Genomic DNA, 22,948 nt, shown 5'->3' with positions numbered 1-22,948 from the left:
ACCAGGCCGCTTGCACGGCAGCCGCTTAGGACGGGGTTCGCAGACAAAGTTAACGCGATGAAAGGGCTAACTAACCATTTGCAAACGCTTGCTTGCTACCGCGGGGTGATCAGCAGAGGGAACAAGATGCGCCGCATTCCAAGTTGGGCGTCGATCGCTATCGGCACCACGAGTATCGCCATGCCGGCCGTCGCGCAGGTTCGCCTAGATCGGGCTGACCCGACGATCGTCGAACGGGCTCTGCCGGGTCAGGCCGCAACCCCAAGGCCGTCGTCCACGGCGGTGACGGTGGCGCCGAATGCGGGATCTTCGGCAAGCCAGGCGCCGTTACCAGCCCCGCGCGCGATCATCGTCGTTGGCAACGAGGCGGTCGCTACGGAGGCCTTCGCGCCGGCCCTGGTGCCGTTCCTGGGGCGAGCCCTGTCTCCCGAGGACCTCTCCGCATTGGCTGGGGCGGTCGCTTCCATCGCACGGGACGAGGGTTATCCCTTCGCCAGCGCGACGATCCAGCCACAGACCACGGCCGACGGGCTGTTGCGCGTCACACTGGACGAGGGGCGGATCTCTGCGGTGCGCGTGACCGGCGCCGTCAATTCCGTCGCCGACAAGCTCTTGACCGACGCTCTAGTCACGGCCTCGCCCGTTCGACGGAGCACTCTGGAACGCGCGATCCTTCTGGTCGGCGACATGGCGGGGGTCACCGTCAAGGAGACGCGTTATGTCCGGCAGGATGGGTTCGGCATCCTCCTGGTCACGATCGCGCAGGACCGCGCCGCCGCCTATGTGCAGATCGACAATCGCGGGTCGAAGGAAATCGGCCCGTTGCGCGCGACCGCGCTGGCCAGCGTGCGTGGGGTCGCGCAAAGCGGCGACGAACTGAGGCTCCTTGCCGCCACGACGCCAACCGATCCACAAGAATTTGGCTTTTTACGCGCGGCGTATACCGCGCCCGTCGATATGCGCGGAAGCTCGCTTTCCGTATCGGCATCAGCAGGTCGCGCGCGACCGGGCGGCTTTCTGAAACCGCTCGACGTCGTCGGCGACAGCATCGACGTCGCGATCGCTTTCAACACGCCGTTGCAGCGCAGCCGGGATCGCAGCGTCTGGGCGAACGTCGAACTGCGCGCCTTGAAGACCGACCAGTCCTTGCTCGGCAGCATGTTGCGCGACGATCGGATCGTCACTTTGACGGGTTCCCTCGTCGGCACGGCCCGTCTGGGCGGAGGCATCCTGAACGGCACCGTCGCGATGGTTGGCGGCTTACCGCTGGCCGGGGTGACGCAAGAGGGGGATCGCCTGGCATCCCGCCCCGATGGCGACGCGCGTTTCGCGGCGTGGAACTATGCCATCGACTGGACGACGCCATTGCCGGGGCCGTTCGCCCTGTCGCTGGCCTCGACCGGACAGGTGGCATCGCGTCCCCTGCTCGCCACGGCCGAGATCGGGGTCGGCGGCCCGGGGTTCGGCCGAGCCTATGATTACGCCGAGCGGACCGGGGACGATGGCGTCCTCGCATCCGCAGAGTTGCGCACAAACTTCGGCCACATCCCCGGTGCGATCGACAGGGTGATGCTCTACGGCTTTGTCGATGGAGGCTATGTCCACAATCTCCGCGGCGGTTTGGGAGGCGGCTCCCTGCTCTCGACGGGAACCGGGGCGCGGTTGGGCAACGGCCGGTTGGACGGCATCGTCGAAATCGCCTTCCCGTTGAACGAGGATCGCCTCGATACCGGCACCCGCAGCCCCCGGGTCTCGTTTCGCCTCGCCCGCAGCTTCTAGCGGCAACGCTCAGCGCATCGCTCGTCCGTCGCGGGCGGCTCGGCACTCTGCCCGAGCCGCCTTCAGCCGCGTACGTAGAAGAGGTGCGTGTCGACCTTGGCGACTTTGATCATCGTGTCACGCCAATATGGCACCATCCAGTCCGCGTGATAATGCGTGGCGCGGCCCACATTGGCGAAGACCCTTCCCGCCAAGCCTCTCGTCGCGTTTCGTCGCGCCGCAGACCAGCCGAGATGCTTAGTGCGTCGCCGGATCGACCCGTCGCACGTGAACGAGAACTGGCAGCCCGACGTGCGATCGAACCCCTGATAGACGACGCCGCAGATCGTCTTCGGAAAGCCGGGCGCCCGCGCGCGGTTGAGAATGACCTGGATGACCGCCCGTTGCCCGCGCGGGTCGTCCCCCACTTCGTAGAGGGCGGCCGTGGCCAGGCAGTCGACCGCCTGCGCGCGCTCCGCAGGTCCGCCGCGAAAGCGGTAGGGTGCGGCCGTGACGCGCGCCTCCGGGACGATGGGGACCTCGGCATTCGACGCCCGGGCCTCCGCCATCGTCATCTGTCTCGCGCGCTGCGATTTCGGCTTGAAGGCGGCGGGATTGAAAAAGCTGCTGGCGACGGCCAGCGCCGTTTCGACCATGATCAGCAACAGCCATCGATCGGCCACCGCATCACGCTTCACCGGGCGGCGTCTGACGCTGGATGAGGTTCGCCCGGATGCCATCACCAACATGCTAGCGCATCTAGCGGCGTGAAGCAGCGACTAACGCGCTTGCTGCGCAATCAGCACGAGCCTGCGCATGCCTTTCGCCTTTGACGCCTTCCGACGAGTCCACCAACGCCGCATCGCATCGCGGCCGGCACCCTGCAGGGCCGCGGCCGGCGGGTTCAGATCTCCAGGCCGACGAAGATGGCCTTCGTCCGGCCGCGATCCTGTGCCACCTCGAACGCCTCGTTGATACGGTCGAGCGGATATCGGTGGGTGATCAGCTCCTGCGTTTTCAGCACCCCGCGCGTCACCAGATCGAGCGCTTCGACCTGTTCGGCATGGATGTCGTGGAAGGCGAAGCTGGCGCTCGGGATCAGCGTGATTTCGGAAATCTGGATACGCTGCCATTCCAGCGGGATGGCGGTCGCCCCCGCATCGAAGCCACCCACGATGACGACCTTGCCGCCGCGCCGCGCCAGCCGCGTGGCGAGGGGCAAAGTCTCGGGCATGGATTCGCCGCCGGCGCATTCGAACACGATGTCGGCACCCCGATCGTCGGTCAGCCCCAGGATCACGTCTTCGGCCTTCTCCTGATCCGATCGCACGGTGCGATCCGCGCCGAGCCGTGCGGCCAGGGTGAGGGCGTGCGGCATCTTGTCGATGATCGTCACGGTCGCTCCGCTGGCCTTGGCGAGCATCAACTGGCCCAGCCCGATCGGTCCTGCCCCGATGATCGCCACGCGCGACCCGATGGTCAGACCCGACAGATGCTGAGCATGCAGCGCCACGGCATAGGTGTCGAGCAACGCCGCGTCGTCGAAGCCGACCCTGTCGGGTAACGGATGGAACTTGTGCTGCGGCCCGACGACATATTCGGCATAGGCGCGCGAGACGCTGGCGCGCCGGGTCGGATAGAGGTCCGGACAGCGGTTATATTGCTGCACCCGGCACCAGGCGCAGTGGCCGCAGCCGAGCACGGATTCGATCAGCACCCGGTCGCCGACCGCGACCCGCGTCACGGCCTCCCCGATTTCGATCACCTCGCCCGCCAGTTCATGGCCCATGATGCAGCAGTGCAGTTCCTCCTCCGCCTTTTCCCAATGGCGCAGGTCAGTGCCGCAAATCCCCGCCATCCGCACCCGCGCCTTGACCCAATCGTCCGCGGGCAAGCGCGGCTCCTCGACCTCGGCGATCTCGAAACGGCCATCGGCGGTCTTGCGGGCGGCTTTCACGGTATGTCTCCCGAATGAGCGGCAGGCGACGGACTCGCCATCATCGCCGGGCAAACCCGCGAAAGCCGCGATGGTGGCACGGCAAGCAGACTAATAGTCTTAAATCTCAACGACATGGATCAAGGTCTATGGATGCCGATGGCAACCCGCATCGTACACCGGGCGTTGCCCCGCCTCGCATGCCCCTGGACCCGCAAGCCGAATTGACCACCGCCGACCGTGAGCGCGGATTGCGGCTGCTCGTCGTCGAGGCGGGATTCTCGGGCGGGGCGGCCGCACTCACGAGCGGGGTGATCCTGACCGCCTTCGCGCTTCATCTGGGGGCGTCGAACGTGATGGTCGGCATCCTCGCCGCGATGCCGTTCCTGGCGCAACTGCTGCAATTGCCCGCCATCCAGCTGGTCGAGCGTTGGCGTCGACGCAAGAAGATCGCCGTGCTGTCCAGCCTAGTCGGCCGGACGATGCTGGCGGTGATGGCGGTGCTCGCCTTCTTCAGCGGGACGGCGGCGCTGCTGATCTTCCTGGCGGCGCAGATGCTGTTGTGCGGTTTGGGTGCGGTCGGCGGTTGCGCATGGAACACGTGGATGCGCGATCTTGCACCCGACGATCGGCTGGGCGACGTCTTTGCCCGGCGGACCGTCCGGCTGACCGCGATCAGCCTGATCCTGGGTCTGGTCGCCGCGCTGGCGCTCGACCGGACAACCGCCGGTTCCCCGGCCCGTGACATGGTGTTTGCGGCGATGTTCGCGACCGGTTGCGTCACCGGCCTGATCAGCGCGCGGATCGTCGCGATGATGCCGGAACCGCTGATGCCGCCGGCCAGGGGCGCCGTCGCGTTGCGCGCCTTGCTGGCGCAACCGCTGCGAGACCGCAATTTCCGCCGCTTGCTCGTCTTCGTGGGCAGCTGGCAATTCGCGATCAATCTCGCGACGCCTTTCTTCACCGTCTTCATCGTCCGGCAATTGCATTTCGCCGTCAGCTTCGTGCTGCTGCTCAGCGTCGCCAGCCAAATCGCCAACATGCTCGCGCTTCGCCTCTGGGGGCGGCTCAGCGACCGGTTCGCCAACAAGTCGGTTCTGGCAGTGTCCGCCCCCGCCTACATCCTGGCCATCGTCGCGATGATCGGCGCGTCGCAGCTGGGCGATCGGGGCGCGGTCAAGCTGTGGCTGATCGGGCTCCACCTCGTGATGGGCGCGACCGTCGCGGGCGTGACGCTGGCGAGCACCAATATCGCGCTGAAGCTGTCGCCCAAGGGGGCCGCCACCGCCTATGTTGCCGCCAATGCCATGACCACCGCCATCGCGGCCGGGATCGCACCGATCCTGGGCGGCTTGCTTGCCCAGTTCTTCGCCGCACGCCAGTTCGAGCTGATAGCGCGATGGCGCAGCCCGAACGGCATTTCCACCCTGCCGATCGTGCTGACCGCCTCGGACTTCTATTTCCTGCTTGCCGGGCTGATCGGCCTCTATGCCATCCACCGCCTGTCGCTGGTGCGCGAGCATGGGGAGATCGAGCGGCGGGCGATGGTCGGGCAGGTGCTGAACGAAACGCGGCGCAGCATCCGCAACATATCCTCGGTCGCGGGCCTGCGCGCCGCGACCGATCTGCCCGCGACTCTGTTGCGTGATGCCCGCACGCGTATCCGGCTGAAACGGGCTCGATCGGCGCGCACGGCACGAATGCACTGACCCAGTTTAAACACCGCCCCTTTTCCCGGAACTGCGCGCTTTATCAGGTGATTAGAGGTCAACCGCGTCATCCTTTCGGAGTTTCCCATGCCCCGAACAGCGACGGCCGAAGCGCCGCCCGCGATCAGCCCCCATCTGCTGGACCTGCGCGAACTGCTGCGGGACGAGCCGGCGCCGGTGGTCTATTTCACCGTCGGCGACCTGATGATCCGGCTGCACCGGACCGCCACGTCGGTGTTCGCGATCGTCCGGCGTCGGGGCAGCGCGGGCGGGGTGGCGGTCCGCGCCGCCTTCCTGCCGACCAGCTTCGACTGCGCCGTGCTACCGCCGGAGGAGGGCGAAGTCGCCAGGCTCCGGCTGACCAGCGCCATGGGCGAGCATATCGTGTCCTGCCGCGCCGATCGGCTGGCCGTGGAGCGCCTGCGCATCGCAACGCGCTTCATCCCTGCCCGGCCGATGGTCATGCCCCCCGCCCCGCGCGACCTCTATCCTTTCGGCGCCGGCGATGACCCCTTGCGCGCGCAGGGCGTGGTCGAGGCGACGCAACGCGGGCTGAACACCGGCCTCGTATACTTCCGGATCGACGCCCCCGCCTTCGGCAACGTCCTGTACGTCCAGAATTTCACGGCATCGAACGGCTATTTCCGGGCGACCGGCACCGTGCCCCGCGAAGCCGTCGGGGGCAGCTGGCCCGAACTCGGCTATGCCCTGCCCCTGTCCGATGCCAATGCCGATCCGGCCGAGGTGGCGCTGCCGGCCGGCGAGTGCGTGACGCTGTCCGACATGATCCTGGTCTTTCGCCACCACGCCCCCCCGCATGAACGCGAGACCGCCCGCCAGTTCGTCCAGATGCTGGGCAGCGCCTACGACCTGATCGAGCCGCCGCCGGTCGCCTATCGCGACTGGATCGACCGTGCCGAGCGGGCGGCACGCGACCTGGACGAAGCGCCCGACGCGACGATCCGCCACTACGGCCACCGCTATGTCCATCCCTATACCGGGGCGGAATATCCGGACATCATGGTGCAGATGTCGGTGATCGCCGCGCTCCACCGATGGGGCCGCTGGCGGGGCGAGCCGGACCCGCTAGAGGCAGAGTTCAAGGCCGGGCTGCCGCGCTTCTTCGATGAGGAACTCGGCACGCTGCGCCGCTATCTACCCAACGTCGGCAAAGACAAGAATGCCGATGCGATCGACAGCTGGTATCTCTACCACCCTTTGCTGAACCTCGGCACGCTGGCGCTGGACGGCGATGACGAGGCGCGTGCGCTGTTCCAGAAGGCGATTCCCTATGGCGTGAAGGCGGCCCGGCATTTCGAATACCGGTGGCCGATCGAATATGACGTCACCGATTTTTCGATCATCACCAAGGAGGCGCCGGTCGACGGCCGCGGGCAGACCGATGTCGGCGGCATCTATGCCTGGGTGATGCTGCAGGCGTTCGAGCTGACCAATGACAAGAGTTATCTCGACGAAGCGCGTGCCGCGATCGATGCCGCGATCGGGCTGGGCTTCAACCTCAACTATCAGGCCAATCTGACCGCCTGGGGCGCCGCGGCCTGTATGCGGCTGTGGCGGATCACCAATCGCGATGTCTATCGAGAGCAGAGCTACGTCTATCTCGCCAGCTTCCTGCACAATGCGGTGATCTGGGAAAGCCAGATCGGCCAGGCCGCCCATTACGAGACGTTCCTGGCGGTGACGTGTCTTCAGGATGCACCGTACATGGCGATGTATGAATGTTTCGATAGCTTTGTCGCGTTCGAACAATATCTGAACGACGGCGGTCCCGACCTGGACCCGGAGGCGCGGATGCTGATCGGCGAATATTGCCGTTACGCCCTGTCGCGGGCCTGGTATTATTATCCGGACGCGCCGCCGCCCGATGCGATCGCCGAGCATCAGCGCGACGCCAACGGCCATGTCGAACGCGCGCTCTCCTTCCCGCTGGAAGACCTGTATCCGGATGGCCAGCCGGCCGGCCAGGTCGGACAGGAGGTCTATGGCGCAGGCGCGGCGTTCATCTTCGCCACCAGCGCCTTTCATCCCGTCGAGGGCGCGCCCTTCCGGCTCTATTGCGACATGCTGGTGCGCGCGGTCGAGCGGGTCGGCGACCATACGCTCTCCATCCTGCTCGACGGGGGCGAGACGCGCACCGCTTGGCTGCGCCTCGTCCGACTGAAACGGCGCACGCTGACCGAAAGCCGCGTCACCACCGCGGATGGCGAAGCGATCATCCCCGGTTCGGTCGGCGCGGACCGCATCGACTTCCGCGTACCTGCGCACGGACGCCTGATTGTGAGCTGGGAATAGACTATGACCAATAGCCCCACCATTTTGTCCGGCCGCCGCGTCCTGCTGACCGGTGGCACCACCGGCATCGGCCTTGCCACGCTGAAGGCGCTGGCGGCCGAGGGCGCCCGCGTGCTGACCTTCGGGCGGCATCAGGACGCGCTGGATGCGGCGCTGGCCGGGATCGACGGCGATGTCGTCGGCATCGTCGAGGATGCCGCGACCCGCGAAGGCATCGACCGGGTCTTCGCCGCCGTCGATGACCGGCTGGGCGGCATCGACATGCTGGTCGCCTGCGCGGCGATTGGCGCGCAGCCCATCCATGAGATGGCGGATGACGACTGGCGTTATGTCATCGAAGCCAATCTGACCGGCTATCTCGCCTGCGCCCGCGCCGCGATCCTGCGCATGCAGCAACAGGGCGGCGGCCATCTGCTGTTCGTCGGATCGATCAGCACCGAGATCAAGGCGGCGGGCGAAAGCGTCTATGCCGCGACCAAGGCGGGCATCCAGGCTTTTGCCGAGACGCTGCGCAAAGAGATCGCCGACATGCGCATCCGGGTCAGCGTGATCCAGCCCGGATCGGTCGACACAGAGATGCAGGAATGCAGCGCGGAGGAAAAGCAGGCGGCGATCGCCGAGGGGCGAATGTTGCCGGCCGAGGATGTCGCCGATGCGATCCTGTTCGTGCTGAGCCGCTCGCCTGCCTGCGACGTCGTCAATCTGCGGATCGAGCCGCTGATCCAGAAGACCGCCTAGACCGATGCCGCCAGCGGCGACGGGGATCAGCATGACCGGCTGAGATCACCTCGGGTGATGCGCTGAGGCGGCGGATTAGCCGGGCAGGCTTACGCTGACTGGAGCGAGCCGTAGCGTCGCCGGCCCGCCTGCCCGTCGCCCGCCTTCCGATCTCGCGGCGCCCCGGCCGCCTGTTTCGATTGCGGACTTCGCCCATACCGGCTATTGGCCTGTCCAATTGGACAGAGTAGCCAGAAAATCCTGTGTTGTTCAGCGCCGCCATTGGGAGAGATCGCCTTGCGCCATGCCTTGCTGTGTCCTCCTCGTTTCCGGAAGATGGGCTCGCCATGCTGATGACGCAGACGATGCGCTGGTTCGGGCCGGCGGACCCTGTGCCGCTCGCGGCGATCCGGCAGGCGGGCACGAGCGAGGTGGTGACCGCCCTGCACGACATCCCCAATGGCGAGGTCTGGCCCCGCGCGGCGATCGCGGCGCGCCGTGCGATGGTCGAGGCGGCCGGGCTGCGCTGGACGGTGGTGGAGAGCCTGCCCGTCGACGATGCTATCAAAACCCGCGGCCCGGCGTGGGAACCGCGTATCGACGCCTACCGGCAGAGCCTCACCAACCTCGCGGCGGAAGGCATCCGCGTCGTCACCTACAATTTCATGCCGCTGCTCGACTGGACGCGGACGGATCTGGCCTATCGGCTGGACGACGGCGCGCTCGCGCTGCGGTTCGACTGGGATGCGGTCGCCGCCTACGACCTGCACATCCTGCGCCGCCAGGGCGCCGAGGCGGATTACGGCGATCGTCGACGCGATGCCGCCGCGCGCCTCTTCGCCGCGCTCGACCAGGACGGGCGGCGGCGGCTGGAGGCGACGATCCTCGCCGGTCTGCCCGGCAGCGAGGACAGCTTCACCTCGGATCGCTTCCGCGCCGCGATCGATGGCTACGCCGGGATCGATGCGGACACGTTCCACGCGCATCATGTCGCGTTCCTCGAGGCGGTGTGCCCGCATGCCGACGCATTGGGCATCCGGCTGGTCGTCCACCCCGACGACCCGCCCTACCCGATGTTCGGCCTGCCGCGCATCGTCAGCACGGAAGCCGACCTGGACCTACTGTTCACCCGCGTGCCGAATGCGTCGAATGGCCTATGCTTCTGCACCGGATCGCTGGGCGTGCGCAGCGACAACGATCTGCCCGGCATGATCGATCGCCTGGGCTCGCGCATCGGGTTTCTGCACCTGCGATCGGTGCAGCGCGAACCCGACGGCGCCTTTTATGAAGCGGCCCATCTGGAGGGCGATGCCGGCATGCCGGCGATCGTCGCCGCCGTGCACCGGCTGTCGCAAGCCGAAGGGCGCAGCATTCCGATGCGACCGGACCACGGCCATCAGATGCTCGACGATCTCGGCCGGGCGTGCAACCCCGGCTATTCGCTGATCGGGCGGATGCGCGGCCTTGCCGAGCTGCGCGGTCTGGAACGTGGTATCGCCCATGCGAGCGGCGCCGCATGAGGCCGGTGCTGGCGGTCGCGCTGGCCCTCGCCGCGCAGGACCACGGGCCGCAGGTCCAGCCAGTGCAAGTCGACCCGTCACGGCCCGACTGGGAGAATCCGGCGGTGTTCGCGCGCGGCAAGCTGCCCGCGCACGCCACCGGCTTTCCGTTCGAGGATCGGGCCAAGGCGCTGGCCGGCGTGATGGAGCGGTCGCGCCGTTTCCTCTCGCTTGACGGCCGATGGAAATTCGCGCTGTCGCCCGGTGCCGACAAGACACCCGTCGGTTTCGAACAGCCCGGCTATGACGTTTCGGGCTGGAAGGACATCAAGGTCCCGGCCGACTGGCAGGCGGAAGGGTTCGACCAGGCACGCTACAACAACATTACCTACCCCTTCCCCGCCAACCGCCCGCTGATCCCGCACGCGAGCAACCCGGTCGGATCGTATCGGCGCGACATCGACGTACCGGCTGGCTGGCAGGGCAGCGCGATCATCCTCCACATCGGCGCGGCGGGATCGGCCTATGACGTCTGGGTCAACGGCCGGAAGGTCGGCTATTCGGAAGATTCCAAGCTGCCGAGCGAGTTCGACGTCAGCCGCTTTGTGAGGCCGGGCCGCAACACGGTGGCGATCCAGATCCACCGCTGGTCCGACGGCAGCTATCTGGAGGATCAGGATTTCTGGCGCGTGTCGGGGATCGAGCGTTCGGTCTATCTGATCGCGGCGCCGCAGGCGCGGATCGTCGACAGCCGGGTGCGAGCCTCGTTGTCGGACGACGGCCGCGACGGCCTGCTTGATCTCGCGCTCACCGCCAGCGCGGCGGCGAACGGGCTGACCGTGACGACCGAGCTGCGCGACGGCGACCGGCTGCTGATGCAACAGCGTCGCCCGGTCGTGGACGGCACCGTGCAGTTGCGCGCGACCCTGCCGGGCATCCGGCCGTGGAGCGCGGAGACGCCGAGCCTCTACACCTTGCTGATCGAACTGCGCGACGCGCGCGGCACGATCGTGCAGGTGACCGCGCAGCGCATCGGCTTTCGCACCGTCGCGATCCGCGGCGGCCTGGTCACCGTCAACGGCAAGCCGATCACAATCCGCGGCGTCAACCGCCACGAACATGATCCCGAAACCTTCCACGTCATTTCCGAAGCCTCGATGCGGCGCGACATCGAGCTGATGAAGCGCAACAACATCAACGCGATACGCACGTCGCATTACCCCAATGACGAACGGCTCTACGTGCTGGCCGACGAATATGGCCTCTATGTGATGGACGAGGCGAACGTCGAGAGCCACGGCTACATGGTCAATGCGCGCCAGACCGGCATCGATCGCGACAAGGTGGAGATCGGCCGCGATCCCGCCTGGCGCGCGGCCCAGGTCAGCCGCATCGTCAACATGGTCGAGCGCGACAAGAACCATCCGTCGATCATCTTCTGGTCGCTGGGCAATGAATCCGGCAACGGCGCCAATTTCGAGGCGGCGGCCGCCGCCGCGCGGCGGATCGATCCGACGCGGCTGATCTCCTTCCTCGGCTGGTCGCAGCTGCAGGATCATCGCCCCAACGCGTTCGCCGACATCTATGCGCCGATGTACGACAGCGCCGCCAAGATGGTCGATTACGCGCGCCACACCGAATTCGCGCAGCCGATGATCCAGTCCGAATATGCGCACATGATGGGCAATTCGGGTGGCAACCTGACCGAGTATTGGCAGGCGATCTACGCGCATCCCGACCGGTTGCAGGGCGGCTTCATCTGGGACTGGGTCGACCAGTCGATGTACCGCTTTACCGCCGACGGGCGGCGATATTGGGGCGACGGGGCGAGCTACGGCCGCAATCCCGGTGGCGAGATCGAGTTCGGCGACGGGCTGCTGCAATCCGACCGCACGCCCAATCCGCATCTGTTCGAGGTGCGCAAGGTCTATGCGCCCGTGCAGTTCGCCGCAGTCGATGCGGCACAGGGCCGGTTTGCCGTCATCAACCGGCACGATTTCCGCGATCTGTCGGGCTTCACTTTCGACTGGACGGTGACCGCCGATGGCGTGGCGGTGGCGCATGGCAGCGGTCCGGCGCTGCACACGGCGGCGCGGAGCCGCGAGGCATTCGTGCTACCGATCGCGCATCTGTCGCGTAAACCGCGCGTCGAATATCTGGTGACGGTACGCGCGCGGGCAAAGGCGGGAACGACTCCCGCGGTGCCGGCGGGCTATGTCGTCGGGTGGGAGCAATTCGCGCTGACACCGCCCGCGGCGCTGCCAACCGCTGCGCAGGGGGCCGTCACCGCGCGCGAGACGGCGGCGGCGATCACGCTGGCGGCCGGCGGCGCGACGCTCGACATCGACCGGCGCACGGGCGAGATCGTCCGCTACGCGCAGGGCGCGCGCGATCTGCTGACGGGCGGCACGCCCAATTTCACGCGCGCGCTGACCGACAACGACATCGGCACGCGTCCGGCGGCGGACAATGCGCTGTGGGACGGTATGTCGCGCACGCGCCGGACGGAAGCGGTGGTGCTGACCCGGACCGCCGACGGCGGTGCCGACGTCACCGTGCGCCAGACGATGGGCGACGGCGCGGTGCGCTTCGTCACCCGCTATCGGATGACGTCAAACGGCGCCGTCGATGTCGAGGGCAGCTTCACGCCGCTACACGCCAACCTGCCCGACCCGCTGCGCATCGGCTTCGCCTATCGCCTGCCGCAGACGTATCGCACGGTGGAATGGTACGGCCGCGGTCCGCACGAAAGCTATCAGGACCGCAAGAGCGGCGCCGCTATCGGCCTGTGGCGCGGCGCGATCGCCGCGCAGCACCACGATTACATCCGGCCGCAGGAGACCGGCAACAAGGTCGATGTCCGCTGGATGGAGCTGACGGGCACCGGCGTCGCCGGTCTGCGTATCGCGGGCGAACAGCCGCTGTCGGCGAACGTCCTCGCCTTCCCCTATGACGATCTCGCGCGCCGCGCGCCGGGAACCTGGCACAGCAGCGACATCCGCCCGCACGGCGAGGTCTCGCTGCTCGTCGATGCGATCCAGTCCGGCGTCGGCGGCGACACGCAGTGGAACGCCGACGGCCGGCCGCTGCCCCGCTATCGCATCCCCGTCGCCCCGCGGCGCTTCGCCTTCCGCCTGACGCCGTTCGCGGGCGCCGGCACCGCTGTCGCCGCCGCAGCCCCTGCCCGCGCCGAATAAGGCGCGGGCAAGCCCATCACCGCCCCCAGCTGGTCGGCGTGTCCGACAGGACGAGGCGCAGCGTGCCGCCGGCGGTGATGTCCGCTTGATGTAGGAAGGGCGTCGTCAGCGGCCGGCCGTTGAGCGTCGCCGAGGCGATGTAGATCCGCCCCGGCCGCCAATTGGGCGCGAGGATGGTGAACGGCCGCCCGCTCTCGCCAGTGATGACGCCGCGCGGCTGATGCGGCGCGTGCAGATAATAGAGGTCGGTGGTCAGCTTCGGGAACAGCCCCAGCCGGTTGAACACGTAATGCGAGCTCATCGCGCCATTGTCCTCGTCGCCCGGATAGGCGTCGGGCGTGAAGCGCTGGAAGATGCGGTTCGCCCAATAGCTGGCGAGGTCCGGCCGACCGACGTCGCTGAACAGCCACGGCGTCGCGAAGCTCGGCTCGTTGGTGATGTCGATCAGATTGGCGTCGAGCGCATGACGCAGCCGGGCGATGAACCGGTCACGGCCCCCCATGGCCGCGACCATGCCGGGGATGTCGTGCAGCATCGTATAGGAATAGACCCAGGCCGTGCCCTCGTAGAAGCCGACGTTCTCGTACTTCTTGCCGTCCCAGCCGATCTTGGGATCGAGCGGCTGGAAGCGGCCGTCGGCGAAGCGCGGCATGATGAAGCCGCTATAGCCGTCGCTTGTCGCCGCCGCGTTCCACACCTTGCGCCAGTTGCCGGACCGGGCCTGCAGCGCCGCGGCATCATCGGGCCGGCCGGCCGCCGCGGCGATCCGCCCGGCGTAGAAGTCGTTGAGCGCGAAGGCCGGAGTCGACGATCCCGACCGGGCGCGCTGATTGTCCGGTTCCGGACTGCGGTCGCCAACCGCGAACCAGCCGTCGATCAGATAGCGCGGCCGGCGTTCCTCATAGGCGTTGTGCAGCGAGACCGGCGCTACGCGCGCCCAATCGATCCCCGGCACGCCGCGGATCAGCGCCTCGCCCAGCACATTGTCGACCTCGTCGCCGCCCTGCCCGACATGATAGTTGCGGCCGGCGATGAAGGCAGTATGCGCCGCGCCGAACCTTTCGAAGGTGCGCACGATCGACGCGACGTTGCCCCGGTAGACGTCGGGACGCAGCAGCGACATCAGCGGAAAGCCGGTGTGATAGGTGTCCCACAGCGTGTAATAATCGTCCCAGTGCGGCGTCGCGCGGTCGGCGGCGGCCTGGTCGCGGGTGCGGTCGCGCGGCTGCACCGCGCTGTGGAAAAGCGCGGTGTAGAAGCGGCGCTTGTCCGCCTCGCTCACGCCATCAATCGTCGCGCGCGCGAGTTCGCGGTTCCAAGCGTCCTGCACGCCGCGCCGCACCCCGTCGAAGTCCCAGCCGGGGATATCCTCCGCCAGCAGTTCGGCCGCGCGCTCGCTGCTGGTGAACGACACCGCGATCTTCATCTGCACCGGCCGGTCCGGTGCGGCGTCGAACTGCCACCAGCCGGCCAGCTGCGTGTCCGCCGGCGCGCTCGCGGTGGTCGCGCCCGGCCGGTCCTGCTGCCCGACGTGGATGCCCCAGCGGGTCGGCCGCCGGTCGAGCTGCGCGACGAACCAGATGTCGGTCTCGGCAGGGTTCCAGTAGCTCTTCGCCCGCACCCGGCCGCTGATCCGCCCCAGCGCCGGATCGAGCGCGACGTCCGCCCCGGCGCTCGCCAGCTCACCGCGGATCTTCCGCGTGACGTCGAACACCATCGTCGCCGGTTTGCCGGCGGGATAGGTAAAACGGTACAGCGCGGCGAAGGGCGCGGGCGTCACCGCCGCGCGGATGCCATAACGGGTCAGCGTCACCGCATAAGCGTCCGCCGCCAGCCGCTCGTCCGCCTTGGGCGACAGATGCGCGGCCTCGTCGAACACCGGATCGCCGGTCTGCGGCGAGACGAGGAAGGTGCCGTAGGTGGTCCGACCGCCCGACCCTTGCGTATGCAATTGCGCAAAGCCGCTGATCGGCGCGTCCTGGTCGTAACCGGCGTTGCTGCCGACCAAGGTTTCAGGGCTGGGGTGGATCGATCCTGCCGGGCGCGTCGGACCGGGCACGGTATCGCCCTGGTCGTCGTTGCCGGTGCCGATCCGCGGGTCGACGTAACGATAGAGCTGCGGTGCGGCCATGGTCGCAGGCGCGACGGTGGCGGCAGTCGCTCCGCCGATCAGAACCAGGTCTGCGACGCGCGCCAGCTTGCGCTGCATAGTCTCTCCCCTCCATGCCTGCTCGACGCGGCTGACGGATAGTGGCATGACCAGCGTCATTAAGCCAGCACCGACTGGTATTTCCAATTTTGGTCCGGGGGCGAGGATGCGGTTGTGGCTTACGCTGATGATAGCGACCTTTCCCGCGGCAGCGGCAGCGGCAGCGGCGGCGGCGCCGCTATCGCTCGATCGCACCTCCCTCGTCGTCGCGCCGGGCGGGGGGCGGACGGAGACGCTGGCGGCGACGATGCTCGCCGGCGATCTCGCCTCGCTCGGCGCGGCGCGGCCGCCGGTCGTCGCAGCGCTGGCGCAATGCCGCGGCACCTGCATCGTAATCGGTCGCTACGACACGCCGCTCGTCCGCCGTGTCGCCGCCGGTGGCGGGGTCGACCTGTCGATGCTGCGCAGCGCCTGGGAACGCCACGTCCGCGCCCGTGTCCGGGTGGACGGACATGACGTGCTGCTGATCGCCGGATCGGATCGGCGGGGCGTGATCTACGGCGTCGTCGACCTATCGCGCGCGCTCGGCATCTCGCCGTGGAGCTGGTGGGCGGACGTCACCCCACGCCGGCGCGACCATATCGCCATCGACGATGCGACGGTCGTGTCGCGCCCGCCATCGGTCCGGTATCGCGGCATCTTCCTCAACGACGAGGATTGGGGCCTGCAACCCTGGGCCGCCAAGACTTTCGATCCCGCCAAGGGTAATATCGGGCCGCGCACCTACGCGCGCGTCTTCGAACTGATGTGGCGGCTCAAGGCCAACACGCTGTGGCCGGCGATGCACAGCGTTTCGACGCCCTTCTACGGCGATCCCGGCAACGCCCCGCTGGCCGACGATTATGCAATTGTCGTCGGCACCAGCCATGCCGAACCGATGCTGCGCAACAACCTGCGCGAATGGGACGAGGCGCAGCGCGGCCCGTTCGACTTCACCCGGCGGCCGCAGGCGATCGTCGACTATTGGCGCGAACGCGTCGCGGCGACGCGGCAGCAAGAGACGATCTACACGCTCGGCCTGCGCGGCATCCACGACGGGCCGATGCAGGGCGCAACTACCAATGCGCAGCGCCGCGCGATCCTGGAAACGGTCTTCGCGCGCCAACAGGCGCTGCTGGCGGACACGTTGCACAAGCCGCTGTCCGACGTGCCGCAGGTGTTCGTCGCCTATCACGAACTGCAGGAGGCCTATGACGCCGGCCTCGCCGTGCCGCCCGACGTGACGCTGATGTGGAGCGACGACAATTACGGCTATCTGCGTAGGCTGAGCGACGTGAAGGAACGACAGCGGCCGGGCGGTGCCGGCATCTACTACCATCTGTCCTATTGGGGACGGCCGCACGATTATCTCTGGCTCGGCACGACCCATCCCGCCCTGATCCGCGAGGAGATGGAGCGCGCGTGGCAGACGGACGCGCGGCGGATGTGGATCGTCAACGTCGGCGACATCAAGCCGATCGAATATCTGACGCAATATTATCTCGACCTCGCCTTCGACGACCGCTTGCTCGGCGAGCCGCCGCAGGCGCATCTGGCGCGGTTCATGGCCGAACAGTTCGGCGAGGCGGACGCCGCGGAAACCGCCGCGATCATGATGCGCTTCTACGATCTGGCATGGGAGCGTCGGCCCGAATTCATGGGCTTCGGCGAAACCGAATGGGTCACGCCCAACCGCCCGAGCGCCTATGTCCAGTCCGATGGCGAGGAGGCGGAGGACCGCATCGCCGCCTATCGCGATCTGGTCGCCCGCGCCGAAGCCGTGGCGGCGCACATGCCGGCCGACCGTCGCAACGCCTTTTTCGAACTAGTATTGTATCCCGTTCGCGCTGCGGCAGCGCTGAACACGCGGATCCTGTCGCTCGACCTGGCCGGGCTGTATGCACGGGAACAGCATGGCGGCGCAAACGTCATGGTGGAGCGGGCGCGCGCCGCCCATGCTCGGCTGGTCGCCGACACTGCCGCCTACAACGCCTCGGCAGGAGGGAAGTGGCGCGGCATCATGGACATGGCGCCGCGCCGGCTGCCCGTCTTCGACGAACCCGTCTGGCCGCAATGGTCGATCTCCTCCGCCAAGGGCTGCGGCGTCTCCGCGTGGGGCGAATGGCTGGACGACGGCAACACCCTCGCTTTCTCCGCCGGCCGCACCGATACGCGGACGTTCACCCTGTTCGCGCACCAGCCGCAGGCCGCCGACTGGTCGCTGATCAGCGCCCCGCCGGGCTATCACCTGTCGGCGGACTCGGGCGCATTGACCCGGGACGGTGCCTATCAACAGCGCATCACCGTTCGCTACGACGGCACGACAGGTGCCAAGGGCAAGCTCCGCCTGCGCTGTGCGGGACAGGAATTCTCCGTCCCCGTCGACACGCTGGCCGAAGCCCGTGGCGCGTTGGTCGAGCGCGAGCGGCGGGTGACGCTGCCCCCCGCCGTCGCAGCCCGCGGCGGATGGCAGATGCTCAACGGGCTCGGCAGCATGGGCGCGAGCCTGCGCAGTTCCTTGCTCCTGTCCGCGTCCGTCGATCCGGCGCGCTGGACCTTCTCGACCATGACGACCAGCGATGCGGTCGTGCGCGTCGTCGCGCTCCCGACGCATGCCATGGACCCGTCTCATGGCGTCAGGGTGGCGGTCAGTCTCGATGGCGCGCCGCCGGTCACGCTCGATCTCGGCACCATCGGCCGCAGCGACCGGTGGCGCGGGAACGTGCTCAGCAACACCAGCGTCGCGACGATACCGCTGACCGCCCTGGCCGGGGGCACGCACCGGCTGGCCGTGACGCCGCTCGACCCCGGCGTGATCCTTGATCGGGTCGAGATCGTGCTCGACCGGGCGAAGCCGCGTTACGGCGCGGTCACCACGCCGCGCTGACGGGCCCTGCCACTTGGCGGTCGGAGAGATCGCGGCTGCCCCATAGCCGGAACCGCCGCACCGCGTCGAGGCGAAAGGCGGGTCCGGACGGCAGCTTGACGTCGTGGAGGTCCACACCATCGACGTCGCGCATCCAGAAGCCTGGCCGCGCATCCTGCACCCGCGTCCGCACCTCGACATGCGACAGCGCGATGTTGCGCGCATGGCGCACGAAGAACCCGGTCGCGGGCAGGTCGCCGAACATGTTGGGCTCCGGGTAACCGGCCGCGTTTTCCGGCGGATCGAGCGCGGCCATCGCCGCCCCCTGCCCGCCGACCTGCTCGACGAACATGTTGCTGATCCGCACGTCCTCGACCGGATAGCCAGGCTGGCCCGCGATGATCGACGGCAGCGGCGCGGCGCCGGTTACGGTAACGTTGTCGATCTGCACCCGCTTCAGTGTGCCCGGCTTCGACCCCGCCGGCCCCCGCATCCGCGTTCCCAGCCACAGGAAGATCGGCGCGGTGGTAATGTCGCGCATCGTCAGGTTGGTGACGCTGATATCCTCCAGCCGCGCGCCGTCGGTCGTCTCCAACGCCAGCCCGCGGCAGGTATCGAACACGCAATTGCTGATCGCGAAGTTGCGGAATCCGCCATTCGATTCCGTGCCGAGCTTGATGCGGCCGTGCGTGCTCTTGGGCGCGGGCGGGAACGGTTTGAAGCTGCCGTCCAGCACCGATCCAATTGCATAGCTGCCGCTGACGGTGCAGTCGCTGATCGTCACGTTCTCCGTCCAGCGCGGGTAGCCGAGCGCGAACGAGGATTTGGGGCAGATCGCATCGTCCCACGGCGAATTGATCGTGCAGCGCGTGACATGGACGTTGCGGCAACAGTCGATGTCGAGACCGTCGCGATTGGTGTCGATCAGCAGATTGTCGATCGTCAGATTGTCGCAGCCGGTGGCGAGCAGCGCGAACCAGCCGCCTTCCAGCATGCGGAAATCGCGCAAGGTGACGTTGCGGCAGAGCTTCAGCGCGATCGCCTTGTCACCGACGCCGGGGCGGCCGGAGATCGGCCGGCTGGCGTCATAATCGTGGCCGCGGCCGAGGCCCCGCCCCCAGATCAGGCCCGCCCCCTCGATCGTGATGTCCTCCAGTCCCTCTCCCCAGATCAGCGCGTTGCGCCAATGGCTGTGGCCATGGTCCTGGAACGCCGCATAGCTGGCCGGCAGGTCAGGCGACCGGTCGTAGCCGCCGCTCGCCATGCCCTCGACCGGCGTGTCCGCCGCGATCAGCCGGGCGCCGGCGTCGAGGTGCAGCGTGATATGGCTCTTCAGCTGGATACTGTACGACAGATAATCACCGGCGGGCAGCCAGACGACCCCGCCGCCGCGCGCCGCGGCATGGTCGATCGCGCGGTTGATCGCCGGGCTGTCGATGGTCCGGCCGTCGCCGCGTGCGCCGAATGCGCGCACGTCGACCACCGCTTTGCCCTGCGCCAGCGCCGCCGCCAGCGGCAACGCCAGCCCGGCACCCGCGATCGCGGCCGCGCCACCCAGCACGCCGCGCCGGTCGATCAGCCATCCCGTCATGCACCCTCCGGGCCAAAAGAGCGGCGGCGTCCCCGGATGATGGGAACGCCGCCAGGGGAGGAACCCATCGCTATCAGAAGGTCGCGCGCGCCGTCACGGTGAAGGTCCGGCCGTCGTAATCGGCGCGGCGGATCAGGCGCGGGTCGTTCTCATATTCGACCCGGATCGCGTTGGTCAGATTGTAGGCGTCGAACGACAGCGAGACCGTGTCGGTGACGTTGTACGAGGCCGACATGTCGAGCTGACCGCGCGCGCGCACCTGCCGCGCCGCACCGGTGAAGGTGCCGGCGGAGGCGAGGTCGTACTTGCTGCGCACGTTGTAGACCAGGCGTACGCCATAATCGGTCGTCTCGTAATAGCCGATGACGTTGGCATTGTGCTTGGACACGCCAGGCAGCGTCGCCGCCGCGCCGGTCGCGGTCGTGCCGCTGATGTCGGTGTACGCGTAATTGAAGCCGCCACCCAGGTGACGCAGCGCCCCGGGCAGGAAGTCGAGCGACTGTTGCAGGTTGAATTCGAGGCCGCGCACCGTGATCGGGCTGTCCTGGTTCACGAAGCCGCTGGCGGAGACTAGGTACGGCGTCGGCACCGCGCCGCCGGTGTAGATCAGGCTGCTTTCGCAACGGTCGCCGTTGACGCGCAACGTGCCGAGCCCGAGCGCGCTGGCATCCGCCGGGCACAGCCTGGTCGGGTCGGTAACCTGGCCGATCAGTCCGGTGATCCGCTTCTGGAATGCCGCGAGCGAGACGATGCCGTTGGGACGGTTGTACCATTCCACGGACACGTCGAACGACGTCGCGTCATAGGGCTTGAGATCGGGATTGCCGAGCGTCACCGAATAGACGCCGTTGACCGGGTTGCCGACGATCGTCGCCGGGGTGAACTGGCGCGGCTGCGGCCGCACATAGGTGCGATAGGCCGCGCCGCGCAGCACCAGCTTGTCGGTCAGATCGGCGACGAGGATGAATGACGGCAGCAGCTTGCCGTATCTCTGATTGTAGGTGTTGGTGCGGAAGTCGGCGGGCGATCCGATCGTGCCGGTCAGCGACACGCGATCCAGCGAGTCGATCGTGTTGTTGGCATATTCGTAGCGCAGGCCACCGTTGCCGCGGACGCGGATGCCGCCGACCTCGAATTCATATTTCAGCTGCGCATAGCCCGATGCGATATCGGTCTGGTTGGTGAAGTTATACAGCGCGTAATTGTTGTCGTTGTAGCGGATGTTGTAGCCCGAGGGCGACAGCGCACCGCCCGGATAGAGGGTCACTGGCGTCAGCTTGCCGATCGCGTAATCGTAGCGCGTCACCTGCCAGTTGGTGCTGTAGGTGCCGAGCTTGCCGCCGAAGAAATCGTCGACCGTGGGCGAGGTGGTCAGGAACGTATTGTCGATGTTCTGGACCTGGAGGCCATAGGCCGAGATACGATAGCCGCGCGAGACGAAGCGATTGTGCTCGAAGCGGAAGCCCGCCTGGATGCCGGTCAGTACGCCGCCGTGGAAGGTGCGTTCGGCATCCCATTGGTAGGCGAGCAGCTCGTTGCCGCCATAACTCTGCGTGCCGGTGAACTGCAGCCGGTTGGTCCGGCCGACAGAGGTCGGCGTGTTGTAGAATTGCGTCGGATCGGTGACGCCGCCCCAATACCAGGTCGGCACATTGGTGTTGACCAGCGGTGTCGGCGCCAAGGAATAATAGAGGTCGGCGACATTGCCGGCGCCGGTGCGGATCGTACCGGTTGCGCCGTTGCCGGTCGCGGTCTGTACCCGGTCAAAATCGATCGAGGTCTCCTCGGAATTGTTGTCCGCCTTGGACGCCGTGAGCACCGTCGACAGGCGCCAGTCGTCGTCGCTCCAGTCGGCCCTGCCGTTGATGCCCCAGGCGCGCTGCTCGATGCCGAGACGGCGCGTCGACATGCGCGAATCCGGGTTGGCGAAGTCGAAATCGGTGACGACGTAACGGCCGTCGTCGAGCTGGATCGGCGACGAGCGCGGCGTCAGGAAGCTCGCGTCGTTGTTGCTGATGATCGACAGATACTGCATCGTCTTGGGCAGACGACGATCGGTGTAGAAGCCGGTCAGGCTGACCTTGGTATTGTCGTCCGGCTTCCATTCCGCGCCCGCCGCGCCGGTGTACAGGTCGCCGGGATTGATCCGCGAATATTGGCGCAGCTGGCTGTTGTAGAGCACGCCGTTGGTGGTGACGCTGCCCGTGCACGACGGACAGGCCGTGGACTTCGCATAGTAACTGCCCAGCACCGACGCGTTCGCCTGGGCCTGCGCCGCGGAGAAGCTGGAATAGCTGTTGTATTGCAGCGTATCGCGGCGGAAATTCTCCTTCTTGTAGGTCAACACGGCGAAGACGCCGAAGCTGTCGGAGAAATGGTGGTTGTACCCCACGGTCGCCGCGGGCGCGAAGCGCTTGCCGAGCTGGTTGTATTCCAACGCCGCCTTGACGAAGCCGCCTTCCTTGCGGGCCAGCGCGGTGGCGATCTGCAGGTCGACGTTGCCCGACAGGCCACCCGACTGGGCATTGGCGAGCGGCGACTTGTCGATGACGATGGCGCTGAAGATGTCGGCGTTGAACGCGCCCAGCGGCGTCGCTTCGGCCAAGATCGGCTCGGCGAAGGCGACGCCGTTCAGCGTCAGGCGCGCATATTCACCGGGCAGGCCGCGCAGGTTGATCGTCGCGTTGCGCCCCTCCGCCTCGCGATTGATCTGCACGCCGGGGACGCGCTGCAGCGCCTCGCCGACGTTGAGGTCGGGGAAGCGGCCCAGACCATCGGACGAGATGCCGTCGGTGATCGCGATCTCGTTGCGCTTCGATCGGATCGCGTCCGAATAGCTCTGGCGGAAACCGGTGACGACGATGTCGCTCTGCGGCTGCGGGATCGGATCGGGCTGCGAATTGGGGTCGGCGGCGGTGCTCTGGTCGGGGTTCGCGGGGGTGGCGACGGTCGGCGTCGCGGGATTGTTGACCTCGGACGCGGGCGGCGTCGCGCTCTGCTGGGCGAGGACCGGCGTCGCGGACAAGGCGCTGCCGGCCAGCCATATGGCGGCGAGCGAGCGGCTTCCTGCGGTGACGGCGAATTTCATACGACCCCCTCTCCTATTCGGGCTGCCGCCCGCCGCGCCGGACGGCGCGCATTCCTGCCCGCAGGCCGGCTTCTAAAATTGGCCGA

General features: G+C 67.5%; 12 protein-coding genes. 7 read left to right on the top strand and 5 right to left on the bottom strand.

Going from position 1 to position 22,948, the window contains the following annotated elements; genetic code table 11:
* The first annotated feature begins 126 nt into the window (after positions 1 to 126).
* The gene (locus D9601_RS13790; RefSeq protein WP_232474207.1) at positions 127 to 1,779 is read left to right on the top strand and encodes a ShlB/FhaC/HecB family hemolysin secretion/activation protein; all 1,653 of its coding nucleotides are present in this window, start codon (positions 127 to 129) and stop codon (positions 1,777 to 1,779) included.
* Positions 1,780 to 1,841: 62 nt separating this feature from the next.
* Here the strand turns inward: D9601_RS13790 and D9601_RS13785 are convergent, their stop codons facing one another.
* Positions 1,842 to 2,507, bottom strand: coding sequence for a cell wall hydrolase (locus D9601_RS13785; protein ID WP_198354626.1), 666 nt, complete (start codon positions 2,505 to 2,507; stop codon positions 1,842 to 1,844).
* A 155-nt stretch (positions 2,508 to 2,662) separates the two neighbouring features.
* The gene (locus D9601_RS13780; RefSeq protein WP_198354625.1) at positions 2,663 to 3,715 is read right to left on the bottom strand and encodes a zinc-dependent alcohol dehydrogenase; all 1,053 of its coding nucleotides are present in this window, start codon (positions 3,713 to 3,715) and stop codon (positions 2,663 to 2,665) included.
* Between the two features lie 179 nt (positions 3,716 to 3,894).
* On the opposite strand from D9601_RS13780, the gene D9601_RS13775 reads away from it, so the two are divergent.
* From D9601_RS13775 to D9601_RS13755, 5 genes are all read left to right on the top strand, one after another.
* Complete coding sequence (locus D9601_RS13775) at positions 3,895 to 5,403, top strand: MFS transporter (protein ID WP_198354624.1); 1,509 nt, start codon at positions 3,895 to 3,897, stop codon at positions 5,401 to 5,403.
* An 87-nt stretch (positions 5,404 to 5,490) separates the two neighbouring features.
* Positions 5,491 to 7,716: a hypothetical protein gene (locus D9601_RS13770; protein ID WP_198354623.1), complete on the top strand. Its 2,226-nt coding sequence runs from the start codon at positions 5,491 to 5,493 to the stop codon at positions 7,714 to 7,716.
* Between the two features lie 3 nt (positions 7,717 to 7,719).
* Positions 7,720 to 8,454, top strand: coding sequence for an SDR family oxidoreductase (locus D9601_RS13765; RefSeq protein WP_232474205.1), 735 nt, complete (start codon positions 7,720 to 7,722; stop codon positions 8,452 to 8,454).
* A 293-nt stretch (positions 8,455 to 8,747) separates the two neighbouring features.
* Positions 8,748 to 9,953: a mannonate dehydratase gene (uxuA, locus tag D9601_RS13760; protein ID WP_332838002.1), complete on the top strand. Its 1,206-nt coding sequence runs from the start codon at positions 8,748 to 8,750 to the stop codon at positions 9,951 to 9,953.
* Complete coding sequence (locus D9601_RS13755; protein ID WP_198354622.1) at positions 9,950 to 13,129, top strand: glycoside hydrolase family 2 TIM barrel-domain containing protein; 3,180 nt, start codon at positions 9,950 to 9,952, stop codon at positions 13,127 to 13,129. Before uxuA ends, D9601_RS13755 begins: the two co-directional genes overlap by 4 nt.
* Positions 13,130 to 13,145: 16 nt before the next feature.
* Here the strand turns inward: D9601_RS13755 and D9601_RS13750 are convergent, their stop codons facing one another.
* Positions 13,146 to 15,338, bottom strand: coding sequence for a GH92 family glycosyl hydrolase (locus D9601_RS13750; protein ID WP_198354621.1), 2,193 nt, complete (start codon positions 15,336 to 15,338; stop codon positions 13,146 to 13,148).
* Positions 15,339 to 15,465: 127 nt separating this feature from the next.
* Here D9601_RS13750 and D9601_RS13745 point away from each other — a divergent pair, with 127 nt between their 5' ends.
* Positions 15,466 to 18,204 carry a glycosyl hydrolase 115 family protein gene (locus D9601_RS13745; protein ID WP_198354620.1) on the top strand — a complete coding sequence of 913 codons (2,739 nt, stop codon included), beginning with the start codon at positions 15,466 to 15,468 and terminating at the stop codon, positions 18,202 to 18,204.
* Here the strand turns inward: D9601_RS13745 and D9601_RS13740 are convergent.
* Complete coding sequence (locus D9601_RS13740) at positions 18,188 to 19,774, bottom strand: rhamnogalacturonidase (RefSeq protein ID WP_198354619.1); 1,587 nt, start codon at positions 19,772 to 19,774, stop codon at positions 18,188 to 18,190. The two genes, D9601_RS13745 and D9601_RS13740, sit on opposite strands and share 17 nt — an antisense overlap.
* Before the next feature lie 73 nt (positions 19,775 to 19,847).
* Positions 19,848 to 22,862: a TonB-dependent receptor gene (locus D9601_RS13735; RefSeq protein WP_198354618.1), complete on the bottom strand. Its 3,015-nt coding sequence runs from the start codon at positions 22,860 to 22,862 to the stop codon at positions 19,848 to 19,850.
* Positions 22,863 to 22,948 lie beyond the last annotated feature (86 nt).

Source organism: Sphingomonas sp. MA1305, from assembly GCF_016107325.1.
Taxonomy (GTDB): domain Bacteria; phylum Pseudomonadota; class Alphaproteobacteria; order Sphingomonadales; family Sphingomonadaceae; genus Sphingomonas.
Note: the sequence above shows the minus strand (reverse complement) of the source record. Positions and strands in the feature narration are given on the sequence as shown.

What these genes read in the sequence shown, in the direction of transcription:
- D9601_RS13790 (WP_232474207.1), top strand. Translation starts at nt 127, where the DNA reads ATGCGCCGCATTCCAAGTTGGGCGTCGATCGCTATCGGCACCACGAGT.
- D9601_RS13785 (WP_198354626.1), bottom strand. Translation starts at nt 2,507, where the DNA reads ATGTTGGTGATGGCATCCGGGCGAACCTCATCCAGCGTCAGACGCCGC.
- D9601_RS13775 (WP_198354624.1), top strand. Translation starts at nt 3,895, where the DNA reads ATGCCCCTGGACCCGCAAGCCGAATTGACCACCGCCGACCGTGAGCGC.
- D9601_RS13770 (WP_198354623.1), top strand. Translation starts at nt 5,491, where the DNA reads ATGCCCCGAACAGCGACGGCCGAAGCGCCGCCCGCGATCAGCCCCCAT.
- D9601_RS13765 (WP_232474205.1), top strand. Translation starts at nt 7,720, where the DNA reads ATGACCAATAGCCCCACCATTTTGTCCGGCCGCCGCGTCCTGCTGACC.
- D9601_RS13755 (WP_198354622.1), top strand. Translation starts at nt 9,950, where the DNA reads ATGAGGCCGGTGCTGGCGGTCGCGCTGGCCCTCGCCGCGCAGGACCAC.
- D9601_RS13750 (WP_198354621.1), bottom strand. Translation starts at nt 15,338, where the DNA reads ATGCAGCGCAAGCTGGCGCGCGTCGCAGACCTGGTTCTGATCGGCGGA.
- D9601_RS13745 (WP_198354620.1), top strand. Translation starts at nt 15,466, where the DNA reads ATGATAGCGACCTTTCCCGCGGCAGCGGCAGCGGCAGCGGCGGCGGCG.
- D9601_RS13740 (WP_198354619.1), bottom strand. Translation starts at nt 19,774, where the DNA reads ATGACGGGATGGCTGATCGACCGGCGCGGCGTGCTGGGTGGCGCGGCC.
- D9601_RS13735 (WP_198354618.1), bottom strand. Translation starts at nt 22,862, where the DNA reads ATGAAATTCGCCGTCACCGCAGGAAGCCGCTCGCTCGCCGCCATATGG.